Raw genomic sequence first — 19,953 nt, 5'->3', positions numbered from 1 at the left:
CCCGTCACCGGCCGGGCCGGCGGTATGCGCGGCCCGGGCGGCCCCTGCCCGCCCGGGCCGTGACACTCTGGAGCAATGCGTATCGCACTGACGGGATCATCCGGAAAACTGGGCACGGTCGTCGCCCGCGAACTGCGCGAGCACGGTCACGAGGTGATCGGCCTCGACGTGGTCGGCACCCGCGGACCCGGGTTCGTGCAGGTCGACCTCACCGACTACGGGCAGGTGATCGATGCCCTCGCCGGCGTCGGCGACCAGCACGACGGAGTCGATGCGCTCGTGCACCTCGGGGCGATCCCGGCGCCCGGTATCCGCTCCGACATCGCCACGTTCCACAACAACATCACCGCGAGCTTCAACGTGTTCTGGGCGGCCGTGCGGCTCGGCATCGACCGGATCGTGTACGCCTCGAGCGAGACGGTGCTGGGGCTGCCCTTCGACGTGCCGCCGCCGTACATCCCCGTCGACGAGGAATACCCGGCGCGTCCGGAATCGGTGTACTCCCTCGTGAAGCACCTCGAGGAGCAGCTCGCGATCGAGCTCGTGCGCTGGAACCCGCAGCTGTCGATCACCGCGCTGCGCTTCTCGAACGTCATGGTGCCCGACGACTATGACGAGTTCGCGTCGTTCGACGCCGACGCGACGACCCGCAAGTGGAACCTCTGGGGCTACATCGACGCCCGCGACGGAGCCCAGGCGGTCGAGCGGGCGCTCGAGGTCGCCCCTCCCGGATTCGACCGTTTCATCATCGCCGCGGCCGACACCGTGATGGATCGCCCGAACGCCGAGCTCGTCGCCGAGGTGTTCCCCGGGGTCGAGCTCCGCGGCGAGCTCGGCGATCACGACACCCTGCTGTCGATCGACAAGGCACGCCGCCTCCTCGGCTACGCCCCGCAGCACTCCTGGCGCGACCCCCGCTGACTCCGACTGCCGGGCGGCTCCGCCGCATCCGATCAACACCCTTCTGCTCGAACCCACACGCCCGCGCAGCCGCGGGGTGCGGATTCGAGCAGTTGCGCGTGGAGCGGATGCTGCGCCCCGACGCGAGGCGCGCTCAGCGCAGCGCCGGCACGACCTCGCGCTCGAAGAGGTCCACACCGGAGCGGTCGTAGGCCGCCTCGGGGAAGTAGTGGATGGCGTAGCCCAGCCCCGCGGCGGCCCGTTCGGACAGTCGTTCGACGATCTGCTCGGGGGTGCCGAACGCGGGCGACTCGCGGTAGTCGCGTTCCATCTGCGCGGCGCGATCGGCTCCGACGTGGGGCGTCAGGCGGGCGATGACCGCGTCGAGCCGGTCGGAGGCCTCCGCCTCGGTCGCAGCGACGATCGTGTTGAAGTTCGTCGATCGGGTGATCTCGTCGAAGTCGCGGCCGAGCGCGTCGGTGTGACCGCGCAGCACCTCGGACTTGTGGGCGAACTCCTCGATCGAGCTGCCGAAGTTCGTGTACGAGGCGTACTTGGCCGCGATCTTGAGCGTGACCTTCTCGCCGCCACCGGCGATCCAGAGCGGGATGCCGCCCTCCTGCAGCGGCAGCGGCCGGACGATGGCACCGTCCGCCTGGTAGTAGGTGCCGTCGAGGGTGGCCGAACCGGTCGTCCACGCCTGGTGCATGATCTCCACGCCCTCGCGCAGACGCCCGAGCCGCTCGGCGATCGGCGGGAAGCCGTAGCCGTACGCCCGCCACTCGTGCTCGTACCAGCCGCCGCCGATGCCCATCTCGGCGCGCCCGCCCGAGATCAGGTCGACGGTCGCGGCGACCTTGGCCAGGTAGGCCGGGTTGCGATAGCCCATGCACGTGCACATCTGGCCGAGGCGGATGCGGTCGGTCGAGGCGGCGAACGCCGACATGAGCGTCCACGCCTCGTGCGTGGCCTCCTCGCTCGGCACGGGGGTCGTGTGGAAGTGGTCGTACACCCACAGCGACTCCCACGGGCCCTCGTCGGCGTCCTGCGCGAGAGAGGCCATGACGCGCCAGTGATCGGCGGGGGCGATGTCGACGAGGTCGAAGCGCCAGCCCTGGGGAATGAAGAGTCCGAATCGCATGGACTCAGGCTACGGGGGCGGAGGCGACCTCGACCACGGTGGCGTGCGGCATCCGCTCGCGCATGACCGCGACGGCGGCGGGATTGTCGTCGACGAGCACCGCGTGCCGACCGAGGGCCGCGGCGACCGCCCCGGTGGTGCCGCTGCCGGCGAAGAGGTCGAGCACGCGATCGCCCTCGCGGCTCGACGCCTGCACAATGCGTCGGAGGATGCCCTCCGGCTTCTGCGTCGGGTACCCGGTCTTCTCGCGCCCGGTCGTCGGCACGATCGTGTGCCACCACACATCGGTGGGGAGCTTGCCCCGCGCCACCTTCTCGGCGGTGACCAGACCCGGCGCCATGTAGGGCTCGCGGTCGACCGATTCGGAGTCGAAGTGATACCGCTGCGGGTTCTTCACGTAGACGAGGATCGTGTCGTGCTTCGTCGGCCACCGCCGGCGGGTCTTCGCCCCGTAGTCGTAGGCCCAGATGAGTTCGTTCAGGAACCGCTCGCGCCCGAACAGGGCATCCATCAGCACCTTCGCGTAGTGCGCCTCGCGGTAGTCGAGGTGGAGGTAGAGCGTGCCGTCGTCGGCGAGCAGCCGCCAGGCCTCGGCCAGCCGCGGCTCCAGGAACCCCCAGTAGTCGTCGAACCGGTCGTCGTAGGCCCGCAGATCTCCGCGCAGCCGCTCGTACTCCCGCCCGTGGAACCCGCGCCACACGATGGTCTGCGCAGCATCCTCGCCCGTATTCAGGACGGATGCTGCGACCTCGGCGTCGCGCCCGCGTGATTCCGCGGTGCCGGCCACTGCCGCCTCGGGCTCATCCTGAGTTGTGGCTGCAGACGGCGGCGCAGCCGCTGCCGTATCGGGCGGGGCCGCACCGCGCGGGGCCGCACCGCGCGCAGCCGCCGCCGTATCGGGCGCGGCCGCGTCGGGGGTGGGCGCCGGAGACCACGTGCGGGCGGTCTCGACCGCGCGCTCCCGCGTGCGCCCCGTGTTGAAGGGCGGGTCGAGGTATATCAGCGTGAAGGCACCGTCGGCCAGGGCTGCGGCGGCGGCGAGGTTGTCTCCCGAGTAGATCTGCACCGATCCGGGGAGGGCGGCGCCGGAGGTCACGGCACCCGGTGCAGCCAGGCGTCGCTCGAGAACTTCGATGCCACGAGCGCCTCGGCCTCGGCGTACTCCTCGTCGCTGATGCGGCCGGGGACGGCCCCGTACAGGGTGGAGAAGGTCGAGATGAAGCGGTCGATGATCTGCTCGCGCGGAAGACCGGTCTGGCTCCGCAGCGGATCGACCCGCTTGGCGGCGGAGACCGTTCCCTTGTCGCTGAGCTTCTCGCGGCCGATCCGCAGCACCTCGGTCAGAGTCTGGCCGTCCATGTCGTAGCTGAGGGTCGCGTGGTGAAGGACACCGCCGTTGGCGAGTCGCTTCTGGGCGGCCCCGCCGATCTTGCCGTGGGGCCCGGCGATGTCGTTGAGCGGCTGGTAGGTCGCGTCGATGCCGAGCGACTGCAGCGCCTGCAGCACCCAGTCGTCGAGGAACGCGTACGAGTCGGCGAAGGTCATACCGGCGACGAGGGAGGCCGGCACGTAGAGCGAGTACGTCACGATTGAGTTCGCGGCCATCAGCATCGCCCCGCCGCCCGAGATCCGTCGCACGACGTCGAAGCCGTGGCGGGCTGCGGCCGCCGGGTCGACCTCGTTGCGATACGACTGGAACGAGCCGATGACGACGGCGCTCTCGTCCCACTCCCACAGGCGCAGGCTGGGCCGGCGCCGGCCATCGCCGACGCGGGTGGTGAGCACCTCGTCGAGGGCGAGGTTCATGCGCGGCGAGACGGGCTTGTCGTGCAGCACCTCCCACTCGAAGTCCTTCCACCCGGGGGCGGTGATGAGAGCGCGGCGGACGGCCGTGGCGACCGACTCCGGTGTGAAGCCGAGGAGCTGAGCGCCCTCGGGCAGGGCCGCGCGGATCGCGGCGGCGATCGTCGGCACGTCCGACTCGACGGCGAGGCCGTTCACCGCCGCGTCGATGTCGTCGAGCGCGGAGTCGGGCTCGAGGAAGAAGTCGCCCGCGAGGTGGAACCCCGAGATGCGGCCGTTGACGTTGTCGAGGTCGACGACGACGAGCTTGCCGCCGGGCACCTTGTATTCGCCGTGCATAGGGAGAGCCTACGCACCCCGCGGCAGGGACGTCAGCGGGCGGTGAGCCGCGTCGTGAGCTGGTGCGCGTGGGCGAGCAGGGTGCGGCCGAGCTCGGCCTGCCGCTCCGCGCCGAAGCGGAACTCCACCCCGGTGAGGCTGAGCGCCCACTGCGGGTCGCCCTGCCTCGTGAACACCGCCGCCCCCATCCCCCAGCTCCCCTCGACGATGAGCCCGGGGTTGACCGCGTACCCGCGCTCCTGCGTGTCGCGCAGGCGCGCGCGCAGCCGTGACTCCCCGTGGGAGGCGCCCCACCGCGCAGCGAGCTCGGGGTGTCGGCCGAGGTAGGCGTCCACATCGTGGGGCGGAAGGAACGCGAGGATCGCCAGCCCCGCCGACGCGACGCCGAGGGGGAAGCGCACTCCCTCCGAGAGCACGAACGAGCGGATCGGGAAGCTCCCCTCCTCGCGCACGAGGCACACCGTCTCATCGCCGCGACGCACCGACAGGAAGGCGCTCTCCTCGGTGCGCACCGCCAGCGAGCGCACGATGTCGCGGGCGGCCGCGGTGATGTCGAACCTGGCGGCGGCGACGGTTCCCATGAGGTACAGCTCCGGGCCGGGCATCCACCGCCCGGTGTCGTCGTCGCGGTCGACGAGCCCCTCCTGGCGAAGCGCGGCGAGCAGGCGGTGCACGGTCGGGCGAGTGAGCGATGAGCGCTCGACGAGCTCAGCCCCCGTCACACCGTCGGCTCCCGCGGCGGTGACGAGCCGCAGCAGCCTCGCCGCCCTCGTGACCGCCTGCGTACCGGCCACCGCGTCCGCCGTTCGTCCCGTGTCCACCATATGGACGGTAGACCCGGCGATCTCCACATGGCAAGAACGGATGCTGCCGCCGACACTCTGCGCACGAAGGATGGAGAGCGCACCCCGAACGAAGGAGTCGCGTGTGATCGACAAGACCGTCCCCTCCGCCGCGGAGGCCGTCCGTGACATCCCCGACGGAGCCTCGCTCGCCGTCGGCGGCTTCGGCCTCTCGGGCAACCCCATCGCCCTGATCGAGGCGCTCCTGGCCCAGGGCACCACCGACCTCTCCGTCGTGTCGAACAACTGCGGCGTGGACGACTGGGGGCTGGGGGTGCTGCTGCGCGCGCACCGCATCCGCAAGATGACCTCCTCGTACGTCGGCGAGAACAAGGAGTTCGAGCGCCAGTTCCTCTCGGGTGAGCTCGAACTCGAACTCACCCCGCAGGGGACCCTCGCCGAGAAGCTGCGCGCCGGCGGTTCGGGCATCGCCGCGTTCTTCACGCAGACCGGTGTCGGCACGCAGGTCGCAGAAGGCGGGCTGCCCCGCCGCTACGACGAACACGGAGGCGTTGCGGTCGCCTCTCCCGCGAAAGACGTCCGCACCTTCGACGTGCACGGCCGCCCCCGCGAGTTCGTCCTCGAGGAGGCCATCGTCACCGACTTCTCGCTCGTCCACGCGCTCCGCGGCGACCGGCACGGCAACCTCGTGTTCAACAAGGCCGCGCGCAACTTCAATCCGCTCGCGGCGATGGCCGGGCGGGTATGCATCGCGCAGGTCGAAGAGCTGGTCGAACCGGGCGACCTCGAGCCCGACAGCATCCATCTCCCCGGTGTCTTCGTTCACCGGGTCGTGGAGGTCGGCACCGACATCGACAAGCGCGTCGAGAAGCGCACCGTCGCTCACACGGAAGGGCACTGACATGGCACGCACACGGCACGAGATGGCGGCGCGTGCGGCGCTCGAGCTCGCCGACGGCGCCTACGTGAACCTGGGCATCGGCCTGCCGACGCTGGTTCCGAACTTCGTCCCCGCGGGGGTGCGCGTCGTGCTCCAGTCCGAGAACGGCATCCTCGGCGTCGGCCCCTACCCGGCGGAGCACGCCCTCGACCCTGACCTCATCAACGCGGGCAAGGAGACGGTGACCACCCTGCCGGGGGCGTCGTTCTTCGATTCGGCCTTGAGCTTCGGCATGATCCGCGGCGGCAAGATCGACGACGCGATCCTCGGGGCGATGCAGGTCTCTCGCACCGGCGATCTTGCGAATTGGATGATCCCGGGGAAGATGGTCAAGGGCCCCGGCGGGGCGATGGACCTCGTCCACGGCGCAGAGCGCGTGATCGTACTCATGGAGCACGTCGCCCGCGACGGCAGTCCGAAGATCGTGGAATCCTGCTCGCTGCCGCTGACCGGCCGGGGCGTCGTCGACCGCATCATCACCGACCTCGCCGTGATCGACGTCACCCCCGACGGGCTCGTGCTCGTCGAGACGGCACCGGGGGTCTCGGTCGACGAGGTCGTGGCGGCGACGGAGCCCGCCCTCATCGTCGCCGACGCACTTAGGGTGAACGCATGACCACGGACGACGTCGTTCTCGTTTCCGCCGCTCGCACCCCGCAGGGGCGTCTGAAGGGGCAGCTGTCCTCGCTCACCGCGACCGAGCTCGGCTCGATCGCGATCCGCGCGGCACTCGAGCGCGGCGGGGTGCCCGCCGATGCGGTCGACGCCGTGCTCGCGGGCCAGGTGCTGCAGGCGGGGGCGGGGCAGAACCCCGCCCGCCAGGCGGCGCTGGGTGCCGGCATCCCGTGGGGCGTCCACGCCGCGACGATCAACAAGGTGTGCCTGTCGGGCCTCACCGCCGTGATCGACGCGAAGCGCATGATCGACGCGGGAGACGCCAGGGTGGTGGTCGCGGCCGGCATGGAGTCGATGAGCCGCGCGCCGCATCTCTTGATGGGTTCGCGCGAGGGATGGGCCTACGGATCGGTCGAAGCTCTCGATCACATGGCGCACGACGGGCTCACCGACGCGACCGACCACGAGAGCATGGGCGCCTCCACCGAACGCGCGAACGAGCGGTTCGCGGTGAGCCGTGAGGCTCAGGATGCTGTCGCCGCCCGCTCGCACCAGCGTGCGGCCGCGGCGCAGGAGGCCGGGGTGTTCGACGCGGAGATCGCCGTCGTCGAGGTGCCGCAGCGCAAGGGCGCCCCGGTCGTCGTGTCGCGCGACGAGGGCGTCCGTCCCGAGACCACCGTCGAGACGCTCGCGGGCCTGCGCCCCGCGTTCGCCGCCGGCGGGTCGCTCACCGCCGGCAACTCCTCCCCGATCTCCGATGGGGCGTCGGCGGTCGTGCTGACGACCCGCTCGCACGCCGCCGAGAACGGGTGGCCGGTGCTGGCGGTCGTCGGCGCCCACGGACAGGTGGCCGGTCCCGACAACTCCCTGCACGAGCAGCCGGCACGTGCCATCGAGGCGGCGATGGCGAAGCAGGGCATCGCCGCCGGCGACCTCGACGTCGTCGAGATCAACGAGGCGTTCGGCGCCGTCGTCGCGCGCTCCCAGACCGAGCTCGGCCTCTCCGACGACGTCGTGAACATCCACGGCGGCGGCATCGCGATCGGTCACCCGATCGGCGCGTCCGGCAACCGTCTCGTGGTGCACGCCGTGCACGAACTCGTCCGTCGCGGCTCGGGCACCGCCGCCGTCGCCCTCTGCGGCGGGGGCGGGCAGGGCGACGCCCTCATCCTCACGCGCTAGCGCATCCGCACGCCCCGAGAGTCCAGAACACCCGGACGCGCATCTCGCGTGCTCCGGGTGTTCTGGGCTTTCGACGTGGGTGGGACGGACGGCCACCAGTTCCCGCGGCCGAGGAGCGTCATGGCCGCCGGCAGCAGCAGACCGCGGATGAGCGTGACATCCAGCAGCACGGCCACCAGCATCCCGATGCCGATCTCCTTCATCGCGACGAGCTCGCCGACCGCGAAGCCCAGGAAGACGATGCAGATCGCCAGGGCGGCGGTGGTCACCACGGGGCCGGTCTGCGTGATCCCGTACCTCACGGCCTCGGCGTTCGCCTCGCGGGGATCGACGGCGGGGTCGCGCTCGACCCACCTCTCGCGGATGCGCGCGATCAGGAAGACCTCGTAATCCATCGTGAGTCCGAACGCGAGGAGCCCGATGAACAGCGGCGTGGTCACGTCGAGGGTGCCCACCGGCTCGAACCCGAGGAGCGCACTCCCCCAGCCCCACTGGAAGATCATGACGAGCACCCCCAGCGTCGCCGTCATCGTGAGGATGCTGAGGAGCAGCGCCTTCACCGGAACGACGACCGACCGGGTCAGGGCGAACAGCAATGCGAAGCTGGCGACGGCGACGACACCGACGGCGAGCGGGATGCGCTGCAGCAGGTGCTCCTGCGTGTCGACGAGGGCCGCCGCGGGTCCGGTCACCTGCACGGTCAGATCGGTGTCGACCGCCCGCGCCTCGTGCACCAGGCGTTGCGCGGCCGCGCTCGTCGCGCTGTCGCCGACCGGGGTGAAATCGACGGCGGTGATGTCTCCCGGAAGGTCGGCGACGAGATCGGCGTCGGCGACGTCGGGCGACGCGGCGATGCGGTCGAGGACGGCGACGACGGCGGGGTCGCCGACCGCGCCGTCGACGACGACCGTCACCGGCTCGACGCCGAACCCGGCGAAGCCCGTCGTGGTCGCCTCGTAGGCCCGGCGCTCCTCGGCCGTCGGCGGCAGCGAGCGGATGTCGGAGCTGTCGAGCGCGAGGGAGGAGAGGGGGGCGGCGAGGGCGAGGAGGACGACAACGGCGCCGATGACGACTGCGACCGGGCGACGCTGGGCGAGACCGGCGGAGCGAGCCAGCCATCCCCGCGATGCCGACGCGTCCGGACGCGACCACGGCCGCGCCCACGTACGCACTCCCCGAGCGGGCAGGTGACGGTGCACCACGGCGAGAGCCGGCGGAAGCAGCGTGAGACCCGCTGCGGTGGACAGCACCACTACGATCGCGCCGCCGAGCGCCATACCCGACAGCAGGGGGTCGCCCAGGAGGAGCACGCCGACAAGGGCGATGAACACGGCGAGACCCGAGATGAGAACGGCCCGGCCGGCGGAGGCCACCGTTCGGGTCATCAGAAGGTCGAGCGGCGCATCGGGGTCGTTCTGCCGCTCCTCGCGGAAGCGCATGATCACGAGCAGGCTGTAATCCACCGCCAGGCCCAGACCCAGGATCGTGACGATGTTGACCGCGAACTCGTTCACGGGCATGAGCGCGACCACGGCCCCGAGCACGAGAAGCGTCACCACGATCGATGCCAGAGCGACCACGATCGGCAGGACGCCGACGCGGAATCCGCCCAGCACGATGACGAGGACGACGAGCAGGACGACGATGGCGATCCCCTCCCCGATCGCGGCGTCGGTGAGCGCGCGATCGACGAAGGCCTGCTCGGCGAGGAGCTGCCCTCCGACGAGCACCTCGGGGGCGGCGATCGTGTGGAGACGCTCGGCGACGTCCGCGGCGACCGCGAGGGCGGCCTCACCCTCCAGCGCGCGGTCGATCTCGACCACCACGAGCGACGATCGACCGTCGTCTCCGATCGCGCCACCGGAGGTGTAGGCGTCGGAGACGTCGACCACCCCCGGAACCTGCCGGATGCCCGCCAGCACCGACGTCGCGCTCTCGCGCAGCGCGGGAGAGAAGAAGTCCTCCCCCGCGATCACGGCCGTGACGAGCTCTCCTTCGGGGTCCAGCTGGTCCAGGCGCTCCTGGGCGAGCAGCGATTCGGCACCGGCGGGGGCGTCGTCGACCGACGTCATCCGATCGAAGACGTCACCGGCGAAGACCGCCCCGATGACGATGAGGAGACCCCACGCGGCCAGGAAGAGGAAACGGCGCCGAACGGTGGCACGGCCGAGGCTGGCGAGCATGGGGTCCTCCCGGACTGACGGGACAAAAGGAGACCCTCCGGTGGCGGACACGAGGTCCGCCACCGGAGGGCGAGGGTTTTCTACGCCTAACGGCAGCTCTTCGCGGCGTAGGCGGTCGTCGCCTCGCCGGTCCTGCTGTCGCCTGTCGCTGCGACCGTCGCCGATCCTGCCGGGACGGAGGCCTGGCGGGTGGTGAAGGTATGAGCGACCGTAGTGCCGGGCTTCACACCCTTGACGACCTTCTCGCCGTACGCCGACGTCAGTGTGACGTCCACAGGAACCGTATCGGAGTTCGTGGCACGAACCGTCAACGATCCCTTCCCGGCGATGCAGCGGACCTCACTGGTCGCGCTGACCGAGAGGGGCGCCGGAGCGGTCAGATCCTTGACGCGGATGTTGCGGTACGACACCGCCTCACCGCCGCCGTGGTTCTGGACGCCGATGAAGCGGTCCTCGAGAAGGCGGTTCGGATCCGTGCTCGTGAAGTCGTTCACGAGGGTGCCGTTGAGGTAGATCTTGATGTTCTTCCCCTTCACGACGATCTCGTAGCCGTTCCACGAACCGACGGGGTTCAGCGACGCCTCGACGGCCTCCGCGTTCGCCCCCTGGAAGGTGTAGATCGCGCCCGTGGTGCGGTCCGCCGCATCCGTCGCGTCGATCTGGATCTCGTACCCCTGGTTCACCGCGACCCACGGGTCGTTGCCCGGGTTCGGGAACCCGACGAACACGCCACCGTTGTGGTCGGCGACGAGCTTCCAGTCCAGCTTCAGGCTGTAGTCGGTCAACTGCTCGGTGCGGTTCCACAGCAGACCCAGTCCGCCTTCGCCGCGGATGCTGCAGTCGTCCTGGCGTCCGAACCCACCGGGTCCGGCCATCCGCCAGTCGTCGAGGCTCGCGAGCGTGCCGTCGAACATGCCGCGGTAGCCGTCTTCGATCTGTGCCGGGGCGCAGATGTCGGTGGCCGAGCCGATCGACAGGACGTCGACGTTGATGTTGCCCTTGTTGCCCGTCTCGTACTTGAGCGCGATGCTGTTCGCCCCCGCGACGAGGTCGAGGTTGCGGGTGATCGTGCTCCAGGTCTTCCAGTCACCGGTCGACGGGAAGGTCCAGTTGTCGACCTTGGTGCCGTTGACGTAGAGACCGACGTCCTTCGCCCCGGGTGCGGGGTTGGGGCCGTTCGAGTACCGCACGTTCACGGGGAAGTTGCCCGCGGTCGCGGAGTCCACGGTGAACGTGAAGGCCGATCCCGCGTTCCACATGCCGCCGGCGAACCCGGCACCGGAGTATCCGCTGTGCTCCCAGTCGACCTTGGCGCCGCCGGTGAGCGTCGCCTCCTCGGCCTCGTACCAGCCGCGGTCGGCCGGCGAGACGTAGCCCGGCAGCGAGTTCAGCGTGTACCAGGCCTCGGTGCTCCACAGGTCGTTGCCCGAGGCCGCCTCGAACGGACGCGGCGATCGGATGTAGACCACGCGATCCTGCTTGAGTCCCTCGATCTGCAGCGTGACCGTGCGCTTGTCACCGGAGACCTGGGCGCCGGAGACGCTCAGCACCTCTTCGTCGAGCTTGGGTCCGCCGTAGGTGGAGGTGGGAAGGTAGCGCCACTGCTTGGCCTGGTAGGCCTTGGAGATGTTCGCGACCGTCTCGTCCGAGATGGGCTCGGTGTACTCGATCTGGAATCCGCCTTCGACGACCTTCATCGAGGTCATGTCGAACGCGCTCGGGGTCGTGTTCGGAACCAGCTTCTGGAGGCCGTAGGTGAGCTTGCCCGCCTCGCCCCAGTTGCCGCCCTCGCCGGTGCCGCCGATGTAGAGCGACTTGTCCGGGCCCTCGATGACGCGGTTGACCCCGACCTCGAAGCCGGCGGAGTGACGGAACACCGCACCCTGGAACTCGCCGTCGACCTTCTCGAGGAAGGCGCGCTGCAGACCGCCGTAGGTCACGTCGCCGAACATCATCTGGCCGGCGAAAGGACCGTCCTTGAGCATGATGGGCGTGCTCGGGGAGTTGCCGATCTCGTTCTGCGGGATCCAGACGACCGGCCGGGTGACCGGCTTGTCGTCGAACAGACCCGGCTTGCCGTCGATGTCGGTGGTGAAGTGGTTGAAGAAGCGACCCGGCTTGATGTTCACCAGCTTGTTGGCCGGCAGCCACGCGCCCTGGTTGTCCATCGCGAACAGCTCGTTCTCGGGGCCGAAGGCGACGCCGTTGGGCGTGCGCAGCCCACCGGCGACGTAGGTGAGCGCACCGGTGGTGCGGTTGATCGCGACCGACGTGCCGCGGTTCTTCGCCGGCTGGGGGTTGGTGGTGGCGCCGCCGTTGTTGATGGCGACGGAGAGGTTCACGTAGAAGTTCTCGTCGTCGTGGATGAGGCCGAATGCGAACTCGTGGAAGTTGTTGCCCGAGGGGTATTCGGCGACCTTCCGCTTGGCGTCGAAGAGACCGTCACCGTCGGGGTCGCTGAGCTCGGTGAGCTGGTAGCGCTCCGAGACGTAGATCTTGTCGCCGATCACATCGATGCCCATGGGGTTGAGCAGTCCGTCGGCGACCTTCTTGTAGGTCACGTCCTGCGGACCGCTGGCCGTCTGAACGCCGTCGAGGAGGTACACCTCACCGGGCTTCGACGTGTCCCAGCCGCCCGAGTTGACCGACCCGGTGGTGAGGACGGCCAGCTTGTCGCCGAGGAACGCCAGGCCGGAGACCTTCGGGTTGAAGCCCTCCGGGCGCAGGTTGACGAGGGAGTAGTTGGGGTTGACCGCGTCCAGGCGCAGACCGTCTCCGGCGGAGTCGGCACTGCCCTCGCAGTACTTGGTGCCGGGGGCGGTCACTCGCACGACGCCGGCCTCGGTGCTCAGAGCGCTGGTGGGCACGACCACGAAGGAAGACGTCCCGGGGACCTTCCATTCCAACTTCAGCGCCTGACCGTTCGTGGCCTCGAACATCTCGACGAAGAGGTCGTGCACACCGACGTCGAGGGTGGTGGTGCCCTCGACTGCCTCGGTGCCGTGCAGGCCGTCGTTGTTGATGAGCAGCTTGCCGTCCAGCGTCATGCGCGAGCCGTCGTCGCTGCTCAGGCGGAACGTGTAGGCCCCGGGAGTCTCGACGGTGAGGTTCGCCGTCACGTGGGTGATGAAGTTGTCGTTGCCGCCGAAGTCCTCGTCGGTCGAGTAGTTGATGTTCGACATCAGTTTGTCGACGTTCGGGGTCTGACCGGACTTCAGCGTGCAGAGCTGGGTGAGGGGCGGGGTGTAGTAGGTCCGCAGCGTCACACCCTGGTCCTGGCGGGGCAGGTCCGCCGCGGAGGCGGGAACGATCGCACCGGCGGTGACCAGCACGCTGCCGAGCGCCACTGCGATCAGGGATCTCGCCGTTCGGCGAGTGCTGCGCCGGCGGGTGCCGGACAAGACAGCAGATTCGGGCATCTTTGCTCCTTTGGGTCATTGCCGCCCCGCGCGCGAGTACTGAGACGACGACGGCGGAAGCGGGCGTCGTCATCGTAGGCAACTTTTGCCGAGTTGTCTACAAAACCTGTCAGGTGAATGTTGTTTGGCGCCGAGGTGCGAGATGGGACCGGAGTCCACCCCGGTTGATCCTTTATCAGGGCCCGAGTCGAGGCAGGTTTTTCGGCCCCTTCGAGGCCCGAAGAACATTTGATGCCGTTCCGGCAACTTCTGCTTGACGGGTGTCAACCAGCCGACTACTGTCACATCGAACCCGAGTACACCGACCTTCGTGACAGCGCGGCCACGAGACGACTTCGTCATCGATGCCTGCCGTTTCTCCGGTCGGCATCCCGTTCACCGGGCTGCGCACCGCCGCCCCGCCCATCGAAAACGTCGCGGTCGACCCGTCGTCCGCGCACTCGCGGTCGTCGACGACACCGCAGAACGGAGCACACCAACATGACCTCCACCCGCACCGGGCTGGGCGCGCGCATCGGCGTCGCCGCCCTCGGCATCGGCATCCTCACCGCCCTCGGCTCCGGTGCAGCCATTGCCGCGACCGAGGACTCTGTCGACGTCAGCGTCGAGATCGAGCCGAACGCCGAACCGGGAGCCCTCGCCCTGACCGTAGCCGGCGAGTCCGCCGCCCTGACCGAGACGGATTCGATCGGAACCGACCGGGTCTTTACCGGAACGCTCCCGACCGTCACGGTCACCGATACTCGCCTTGCCGACGACGTCGATCCCGAGGCGTTCTGGTACGTGCTCGGCTCGATCACCGATTTCACCGGCGATGCCGACCAGCCCGACATCCTCGCGGCCGACGCATTCGGCTGGGCTCCGGCGATCACCGCGGGCGACCCCGCGCTCGTCAGCGAGGGCGACGAAGTGCTCCCCGGCGCACCGTTCGGCACGGGATTCGGCGACGACCAAGAGCTGCTCGCCCTGGCTGACAACGCCGCCGCGGCCGCGCCCGGCTCCTACTCCGCCAACGCTGAGCTGACGCTGCGCACCCCTGGCACGGTCGCCCCCGGCAGCTACGCCGCGACGATCACACTGTCGCTCTTCGAGGGCTGACACGCGCCACACGGTGAAGGGCGGGGCGAGATGATCTCGTCCCGCCCTACGTCGTACCGGTCGATCTCCGCGCTCCTGACCTGACGGAGGCGTCGACTCAGGCCCGCGCGTCACCCTCACCGGTGACCCGCCGTCCCGCCGTCGGCTCCACGGGAACCGGGGCAGCGCCCCGATCCCGATCCTCCGCCGCCGTCGGCGCCTCCGGCTCGGCGATGAGCGCTTCGCGCACGATGCGACGCGGGTCGAAGCGACGGGGATCGAGCTGGCGCCAGTCGGTGTCGGTGAACTCGGGCCCCAACTCCTCGCGTATGCGCCCCTCGGCGGATCGCGCGAACACCTTGGCGCGGTCGACGACACGGCGAAGCCCTGCCGCGTAGACGGGCAGTCGAGCGGGACCGATGATCATCACGGCGATGAAACCGATCAGGATGAGCTTCTCGAAGGTGAGGCCGAAGGTCATGCGTCGAGCTCCGCGCGATCGGGGACGACCGGCAGCGCCTTCGTCTTGCGGCGATCGAGGATCAGCGAGACCCCCACGGCGGCGAAGAAGAGAGCGCTGAGCACTCCCGCCAGCATCAGCATCGAGATGACGTCGGCCGCGGGCGTGGCCAAGGCGGCGAAGAGCGTAGCCACGAGGATGGCGATGCGCCACCCGCGGAGGATGTCGCGCCCGCTCATCACGCCGGCGAGATTCAGAGCGACGAGGAACACCGGCAGCACGTACGCGACACCGACGACGATCAGGAGCTTGAACACGAAGTCGTAGTAGAACGACGCCGTATAGAACTGAGCCCCCTGCTCGGGCACGAAGGTGGCCATGAGCTCGACGATGTGCGGAACGATCGCGAGGCCCGAGGCGCAGCCCGCGAAGAACAGCGGGATCGCGGCGGCGAGGAAGCCGACCGTGTAGCGCACCTCCGAGCGGCTGAGCCCGGGCATGATGAACGCCCAGATCTGCCAGAGCCAGATGGGCGCCGAGGCAAGGATGCCGATGGCGAAGGCGATGCGCATCCGAAGATCGAACCCGCTCGTCACGGTGTCGAAGTTCAAGACGGCGAAGTCGTCACCCCTCGTTGCGGCGACGACGCGGATCGGTTCGGTGATGACGTGGATGACGGCGTCGGTGAGGATGAAGGCGCCGACCATTCCGAGCACGAGCGCGAGCGCGGCGATCATCAGTCGCTTTCGCAGCTCGACGAGATGGCCGCCCAACGACATGCGCCGATCGCGGCGGTGCACCTTCTTCTCGACGGTCGACGCCCGAAGGGGCGCGGACATCTCTTCTCTCAGCGCGTCGGCGCGGAGTCGCCGACGTCCGAGGCGGCCAGCGGGGACGCAGCGGCGGCGGGGGCCGGCGATGCGACGTCGACGCTCCCGTCCTCGGATTTCATCGCCTTCATCTCACCCTTGAAGACGCGGGCCGACTGCCCCACGCTCTTCGCGAGCGCCGGCAGTTTCGCGGCGCCGAAGAGAAGAAGGATGACGGCGAGAACGATGAGCAGATGCCATCCGGTCAGTCCGTGAAGCATGGGGCCCTCCTTTGGGCTGCGGGCGACATCGCCCGAAAGATCGAGGCGGCGACGGAGAGTGGAAGGCTCCGACGGCAACGTGGCCGATGCTATGCGCGACGACGGACATTTACAAGGTAAGTGAACATGAGAGTCTTGTTACCGATTATTCGGCACCTTTTGATTGACCGCTGGCTGAACATCAGCCATGATGACGACTGAGCAGCTCGCTCCAGAGACGGACCGAGCGCTCGACCCCCCGCAGGCCTCACGGTGCGCTTCGCTGCGTACCGCGGCTCTGGCCTGCCCCAACTCGACGAGGAGTGGAGGACATGGCGCGCGGAGGAGGACTCCGCGCGGGCTTAGGCCCGGGCCGCCACGAGAAGCCGTTGGACCGGCTGGTGACGACCCGGTGAAAACAACTCGAACTCGCATAACAGGAGCTGTTTCACGATGAATCTTATTTCCCGGCGGCAGAGCCGGCGCCAGCGCGCCGTAGCCTCTTTCGCCATCGGCGCCCTCGCGCTGACGGCCCTGGGTGCGGGCGCTCTGCCCGCGTATGCCCACGAGGGCGACGACCACCCGCCCGTCACTGAAGAACCAGGCACTACTCCCCCCGTCACGACCCCCGGTGACACCGCAGCCGCGCTCGACTGGTCGAACTACGAGAAGGTGCTGCTGACGAAGAACGTCGGCGAGCCCATCGACCTCGCGGTGATGCCCGACAAGAAGGTGCTGCACACCGCTCGCAACGGCGATCTGCGTCTGACGGATCCCGCCACCGGTGTCACGAAGACGGTCAACACGATTCCCGTCTACATCAACTCCGAGGACGGCCTTCAGACCGTCGCACTCGACCCCGATTTCGAGAACAACAACTGGGTCTACCTGGTCTACTCGCCCATCGACGCCGACGGCGACGGAGTCGCAGACACCCCGGTGGGCAACGCGCCCAACAGCCTGCCCGCGGGAGCCGACGAGTCGTACTGGGATCGGTGGGTGGGCGTCAACCGCCTCTCCCGCTTCACCTGGAACGGCTCCAGTCTCGACATCGCCAGCGAGCAGAAGATCCTCGACGTCGAGGTGCAGCGCGGCCAGTGCTGCCACGTCGGGGCCGATATCGACTTCGACGCCGACGGCAACCTCTACCTCTCCACGGGTGACAACACCCCGGCGAGCACCCCGGGTTCGAACGGCTTCGCGCCGAACAACGACGCGCCCGGAATGAACCCCGGGTTCGACTCCCGTCGCGGCGCCGGCAACACCAACGACCTGCGCGGCAAGATCCTCCGCATCCACGTGGAGTCCGACGGCTCGTACACGATCCCCGAGGGCAACCTGTTCGCTCCGGGTACCGAGCTGACCCGCCCCGAGATCTTCGTGATGGGTGTGCGCAACCCGTTCCGCATCGAGGTCGACCCCGAGACGAACTCCCTCAGCTGGGGCGATTACGGCCCCGACGCCACCAAGGCCGTCGCGGCTTCCGCGGGCCGCGGCCCCATGGGGTACGTCGAGTGGAACGTCGTCGGTCTCGACGATCCGCACAACGCCGGTTGGCCCTACGTCCACGGCGACAACTTCGCCTACAACGACTGGGACTTCGCCACCGCGACCCCCGGGGCGTTCTTCGACCCCGAGAACCTGGTCAACGAATCGCGATGGAACACCGGTCTCACCGAGCTCCCCGCCGCACGGGCGGCAACGCTCTACTACGGCGACAACCCGGGTGACCAGCCGCGCGACGAGCTCGTGAACTTCGGAACCGGCTCGGGCCAGGCGCCGATGGGCGGACCCGTCTACCACTACGACGCGTCGAACCCCTCGACCACCAAGCTGCCGCAGCACTGGGACGGCAAGGCGTTCATGGGCGAGTGGTCGCAGGACTACATCGCGGCGTTCTCCGTGAACTGGGACGACTTCACCGTCGGGGCCATCGAGGACTTCCTCCCCAACGCAGCGCTGAGCTCCAACGGCCAGCCGATCCACGACAACCCCACCGACATGGAGATCGGTCCCGACGGATCGATGTACGTGCTCGAGTACGGAGACGGCTACTTCCGGGCGAACCCCGATGCCGGGCTCTACCGGATCGACTACGTCGCGGGCAACAAGTCGCCCCAGGCGCGCTACACGGCGACCCCGCGTTCATCGTCGTCCGCTCCGCTGACGGTGCAGTTCGACGCCTCGGGATCCACCGATCCCGAGGGTGAGGCACTCACCTACGAGTGGGACTTCGACGGCGACGGCACGTTCGACGCCACCGGCGTGACCACGTCGTACACGTACACGACCATCGCGAACTACACCGCCCGTCTGCGCGTCTCCGACCCGCAGGGCAAGTTCAGCCTCACGTCGCAGACGATCTCCGTCGGCAACCAGGCCCCCGAGGTCACCATCGAGTTCCCCGGCAACGGCGCATTCTTCGACTGGGGCCAGGCGGTTCCGTTCAAGATCACGACGAAGGATGCTGAGGACGGCACCGCGACCGACTGCACCAAGGTCGCGTGGACGTACGGTCTCGGACACGACGAGCACGCCCACCCCGAGTCCTCGGGCACGGGATGCACGGGCTCGTTCCGCACCGACCCGAACTCGCCTGAGCACGGGCCCGGCGCGCTGCTGTACGGCGCCGTCGTGGTGACGTACACCGACAAGGGCGCGAACGGCCTCCCGCCGGCGACGGGTGAGGCGTCGATCCGCCTCAACCCGAAGACGCAGCAGGCCGAGCACGCCATCCAGCGCCAGGGCGTCGTCACCTACGCCGACTCGGGAGCCTCGGGCGGCAACGCCATCCGCGGCCTGGGTTCGGGTGACTTCCTCAAGTTCGATCCCGTGAACTTCTCGGGCATCGACGGAGCAGTCGTCCGCGCCAACGGCGGCGGAGAGATCCAGCTGCGCTGGGGCGCCGCCGATGCGGCACCGTTCGCGACCGCGACGATCCCCGGCGGCTCCGGCTGGCAGGACGTCTCGATCACGTTCGACGCTCCCGAGGGATCGGGCGCTCTGTTCGTCACCTCCGCGGACGAGCTCGCAGTCGACTCGGTGAAGATGGTCGGCGCCGGTGCTGCCGACGTGACGCCTCCCACGGTGACGCACACCCTCGCTCCGGCAGCTCCTGCCGGTGTCGGCGGCGTGTACAACGTGCCGGTGCGCTTCGCGCTCCAGCCGGTCGACAACGGCGCCCTGCAGAGCGTGCAGTACTCGCGCGACAACGGTGCGACGTGGACCACTCTGAGCGCGAACCAGCAGTACGCTGCGACGTTCTCGGCGAACGGCGTCTACGACCTCCGCTACCGGGCGACCGACGCCGGCGGCAACGTGTCGCAGGTCGGATCCGTGACGTTCACGATCGACCTCGCGGCGCCCAACGAGCCGACGGTCGACACGCGCACGCTCGTCACCCTCGGTTCGCCGCGTGCGACCTACGGCGCCCCCGGCGACGTGGTCGTGGCGGTCACCGGCGACGGCGGCGTTCCGACCGGCGAGGTCGTGCTCTCCGTGGGCACCACCGAGGTCGGCCGCGGAACGCTCGGCGCGGACGGCAAGGCGACCATCACCCTTCCCGCAGACCTCCCGGTCGGCACGCACACCCTGCGTGCCACCTACGGGGCCGACGAGGTCTTCAAGACCTCGGCGGGCACGGGCCGCCTCATCGTGTCGCAGGCACGCTCGACGACCGAGGTCGTCGTCGCGCCGAACCCGGTGAAGCCGGCAGTTGCTGCAACCGCGACCATCTCGGTGGAATCCTCGACGGGCATCGCCCCGTCGGGAACCGCCACGGTCACGGTGCGTCGAAACGGCGCGGTCGTCGCGACGGTCACCGGCACGCTGAACGCGGAAGGTGACGTCGCCGTGACGCTGCCGAAGCTCAGCACGGTCGGCACCTACCAGGTGCAGGCGGCGTACGACGGCTCGACCGGCGTCGCCAAGAGCACGGCGACGGCCAGCCTGACCGTCAAGAAGTAACAACTCGGTGAGGGGTCGCACTCCGGTGCGGCCCCTCACCACCCCGGCCGCCCCCG

General features: G+C 69.3%; 15 protein-coding genes. 6 read left to right on the top strand and 9 right to left on the bottom strand.

Annotated elements, in window-relative coordinates; all coding sequences use genetic code 11:
- Positions 1 to 75 precede the first annotated feature (75 nt).
- Positions 76 to 921 carry an NAD(P)-dependent oxidoreductase gene (locus tag DEU34_RS01345; protein WP_121148136.1) on the top strand — a complete coding sequence of 282 codons (846 nt, stop codon included), beginning with the start codon at positions 76 to 78 and terminating at the stop codon, positions 919 to 921.
- 133 nt (positions 922 to 1,054) lie between these two features.
- On the opposite strand, the gene DEU34_RS01340 is transcribed toward DEU34_RS01345, so the two are convergent.
- Genes DEU34_RS01340 through DEU34_RS01325 form a run of 4 tightly spaced genes read right to left on the bottom strand, consistent with a single transcriptional unit; the run spans position 1,055 to position 5,007 of the window.
- Entirely contained in the window at positions 1,055 to 2,041 is a 987-nt protein-coding gene (locus tag DEU34_RS01340) for an LLM class F420-dependent oxidoreductase (RefSeq protein WP_121148134.1), read from the bottom strand.
- A 4-nt stretch (positions 2,042 to 2,045) separates the two neighbouring features.
- Positions 2,046 to 3,137, bottom strand: a complete 1,092-nt coding sequence (locus DEU34_RS01335; RefSeq protein ID WP_259459996.1) for a site-specific DNA-methyltransferase — start codon at positions 3,135 to 3,137, stop codon at positions 2,046 to 2,048.
- Positions 3,134 to 4,183, bottom strand: a complete 1,050-nt coding sequence (locus DEU34_RS01330; protein WP_116648002.1) for a biotin/lipoate A/B protein ligase family protein — start codon at positions 4,181 to 4,183, stop codon at positions 3,134 to 3,136. The genes DEU34_RS01335 and DEU34_RS01330 overlap by 4 nt, the downstream gene beginning before the upstream one ends.
- Positions 4,184 to 4,215: 32 nt before the next feature.
- Entirely contained in the window at positions 4,216 to 5,007 is a 792-nt protein-coding gene (locus DEU34_RS01325) for an IclR family transcriptional regulator (RefSeq protein ID WP_121148131.1), read from the bottom strand.
- 103 nt (positions 5,008 to 5,110) lie between these two features.
- Between DEU34_RS01325 and DEU34_RS01320 the strand changes: the two genes are divergently transcribed.
- The 3 genes from DEU34_RS01320 to DEU34_RS01310 are packed head-to-tail and all read left to right on the top strand — an operon-like array spanning position 5,111 to position 7,723.
- Positions 5,111 to 5,887 carry a CoA transferase subunit A gene (locus DEU34_RS01320; protein ID WP_121149663.1) on the top strand — a complete coding sequence of 259 codons (777 nt, stop codon included), beginning with the start codon at positions 5,111 to 5,113 and terminating at the stop codon, positions 5,885 to 5,887.
- A 1-nt stretch (position 5,888) separates the two neighbouring features.
- A complete protein-coding gene (locus tag DEU34_RS01315) occupies positions 5,889 to 6,542 on the top strand; it encodes a CoA transferase subunit B (RefSeq protein WP_183042303.1) in 654 nt (217 codons plus the stop codon).
- Positions 6,539 to 7,723: an acetyl-CoA C-acetyltransferase gene (locus DEU34_RS01310; RefSeq protein ID WP_121148129.1), complete on the top strand. Its 1,185-nt coding sequence runs from the start codon at positions 6,539 to 6,541 to the stop codon at positions 7,721 to 7,723. The genes DEU34_RS01315 and DEU34_RS01310 overlap by 4 nt, the downstream gene beginning before the upstream one ends.
- Here DEU34_RS01310 and DEU34_RS01305 read toward each other — a convergent pair.
- Together DEU34_RS01305 and DEU34_RS01300 are read right to left on the bottom strand one after the other, a co-directional pair.
- Positions 7,720 to 9,906 carry an MMPL family transporter gene (locus DEU34_RS01305; protein WP_121148127.1) on the bottom strand — a complete coding sequence of 729 codons (2,187 nt, stop codon included), beginning with the start codon at positions 9,904 to 9,906 and terminating at the stop codon, positions 7,720 to 7,722. The genes DEU34_RS01310 and DEU34_RS01305 overlap by 4 nt on opposite strands.
- Before the next feature lie 86 nt (positions 9,907 to 9,992).
- A complete protein-coding gene (locus tag DEU34_RS01300) occupies positions 9,993 to 13,325 on the bottom strand; it encodes a family 16 glycoside hydrolase (RefSeq protein WP_121148124.1) in 3,333 nt (1,110 codons plus the stop codon).
- 480 nt (positions 13,326 to 13,805) lie between these two features.
- Between DEU34_RS01300 and DEU34_RS01295 the strand changes: the two genes are divergently transcribed.
- Positions 13,806 to 14,423: a hypothetical protein gene (locus tag DEU34_RS01295; RefSeq protein ID WP_121148122.1), complete on the top strand. Its 618-nt coding sequence runs from the start codon at positions 13,806 to 13,808 to the stop codon at positions 14,421 to 14,423.
- A 97-nt stretch (positions 14,424 to 14,520) separates the two neighbouring features.
- Here the strand turns inward: DEU34_RS01295 and DEU34_RS01290 are convergent, their stop codons facing one another.
- Genes DEU34_RS01290 through tatA form a run of 3 tightly spaced genes read right to left on the bottom strand, consistent with a single transcriptional unit; the run spans position 14,521 to position 15,952 of the window.
- Positions 14,521 to 14,883 (bottom strand): Sec-independent protein translocase TatB, encoded by a 363-nt coding sequence (locus tag DEU34_RS01290; RefSeq protein WP_121148120.1) that lies wholly within the window; start codon positions 14,881 to 14,883, stop codon positions 14,521 to 14,523.
- The gene (gene tatC / locus DEU34_RS01285) at positions 14,880 to 15,701 is read right to left on the bottom strand and encodes a twin-arginine translocase subunit TatC (protein WP_259459994.1); all 822 of its coding nucleotides are present in this window, start codon (positions 15,699 to 15,701) and stop codon (positions 14,880 to 14,882) included. The genes DEU34_RS01290 and tatC overlap by 4 nt, the downstream gene beginning before the upstream one ends.
- A gap of 8 nt (positions 15,702 to 15,709) precedes the next feature.
- Positions 15,710 to 15,952 carry a twin-arginine translocase TatA/TatE family subunit gene (gene tatA / locus DEU34_RS16360; RefSeq protein WP_220659913.1) on the bottom strand — a complete coding sequence of 81 codons (243 nt, stop codon included), beginning with the start codon at positions 15,950 to 15,952 and terminating at the stop codon, positions 15,710 to 15,712.
- 432 nt (positions 15,953 to 16,384) lie between these two features.
- Between tatA and DEU34_RS01275 the strand changes: the two genes are divergently transcribed.
- Positions 16,385 to 19,897 carry a PQQ-dependent sugar dehydrogenase gene (locus DEU34_RS01275; RefSeq protein ID WP_121148118.1) on the top strand — a complete coding sequence of 1,171 codons (3,513 nt, stop codon included), beginning with the start codon at positions 16,385 to 16,387 and terminating at the stop codon, positions 19,895 to 19,897.
- Positions 19,898 to 19,953: the final 56 nt, after the last annotated feature.

The organism is Microbacterium sp. AG1240 (assembly GCF_003635115.1).
Taxonomy (GTDB): Bacteria; Actinomycetota; Actinomycetes; order Actinomycetales; family Microbacteriaceae; genus Microbacterium.
The sequence above is the reverse complement of the archived record's forward strand: the minus strand, read 5'-3'. Positions and strand labels throughout refer to the sequence as shown.

Coding starts and splice junctions, on each gene's coding strand:
- DEU34_RS01305 (WP_121148127.1), bottom strand. CDS start 9,906: ATGCTCGCCAGCCTCGGCCGTGCCACCGTTCGGCGCCGTTTCCTCTTC.
- DEU34_RS01300 (WP_121148124.1), bottom strand. CDS start 13,325: ATGCCCGAATCTGCTGTCTTGTCCGGCACCCGCCGGCGCAGCACTCGC.
- DEU34_RS01290 (WP_121148120.1), bottom strand. CDS start 14,883: ATGACCTTCGGCCTCACCTTCGAGAAGCTCATCCTGATCGGTTTCATC.
- DEU34_RS01275 (WP_121148118.1), top strand. CDS start 16,385: ATGAATCTTATTTCCCGGCGGCAGAGCCGGCGCCAGCGCGCCGTAGCC.
- DEU34_RS01340 (WP_121148134.1), bottom strand. CDS start 2,041: ATGCGATTCGGACTCTTCATTCCCCAGGGCTGGCGCTTCGACCTCGTC.
- DEU34_RS01325 (WP_121148131.1), bottom strand. CDS start 5,007: ATGGTGGACACGGGACGAACGGCGGACGCGGTGGCCGGTACGCAGGCG.
- DEU34_RS01315 (WP_183042303.1), top strand. CDS start 5,889: ATGGCACGCACACGGCACGAGATGGCGGCGCGTGCGGCGCTCGAGCTC.
- DEU34_RS01295 (WP_121148122.1), top strand. CDS start 13,806: ATGACCTCCACCCGCACCGGGCTGGGCGCGCGCATCGGCGTCGCCGCC.
- DEU34_RS01330 (WP_116648002.1), bottom strand. CDS start 4,183: ATGCACGGCGAATACAAGGTGCCCGGCGGCAAGCTCGTCGTCGTCGAC.
- DEU34_RS01345 (WP_121148136.1), top strand. CDS start 76: ATGCGTATCGCACTGACGGGATCATCCGGAAAACTGGGCACGGTCGTC.
- DEU34_RS01310 (WP_121148129.1), top strand. CDS start 6,539: ATGACCACGGACGACGTCGTTCTCGTTTCCGCCGCTCGCACCCCGCAG.
- tatC (WP_259459994.1), bottom strand. CDS start 15,701: ATGTCCGCGCCCCTTCGGGCGTCGACCGTCGAGAAGAAGGTGCACCGC.
- tatA (WP_220659913.1), bottom strand. CDS start 15,952: ATGCTTCACGGACTGACCGGATGGCATCTGCTCATCGTTCTCGCCGTC.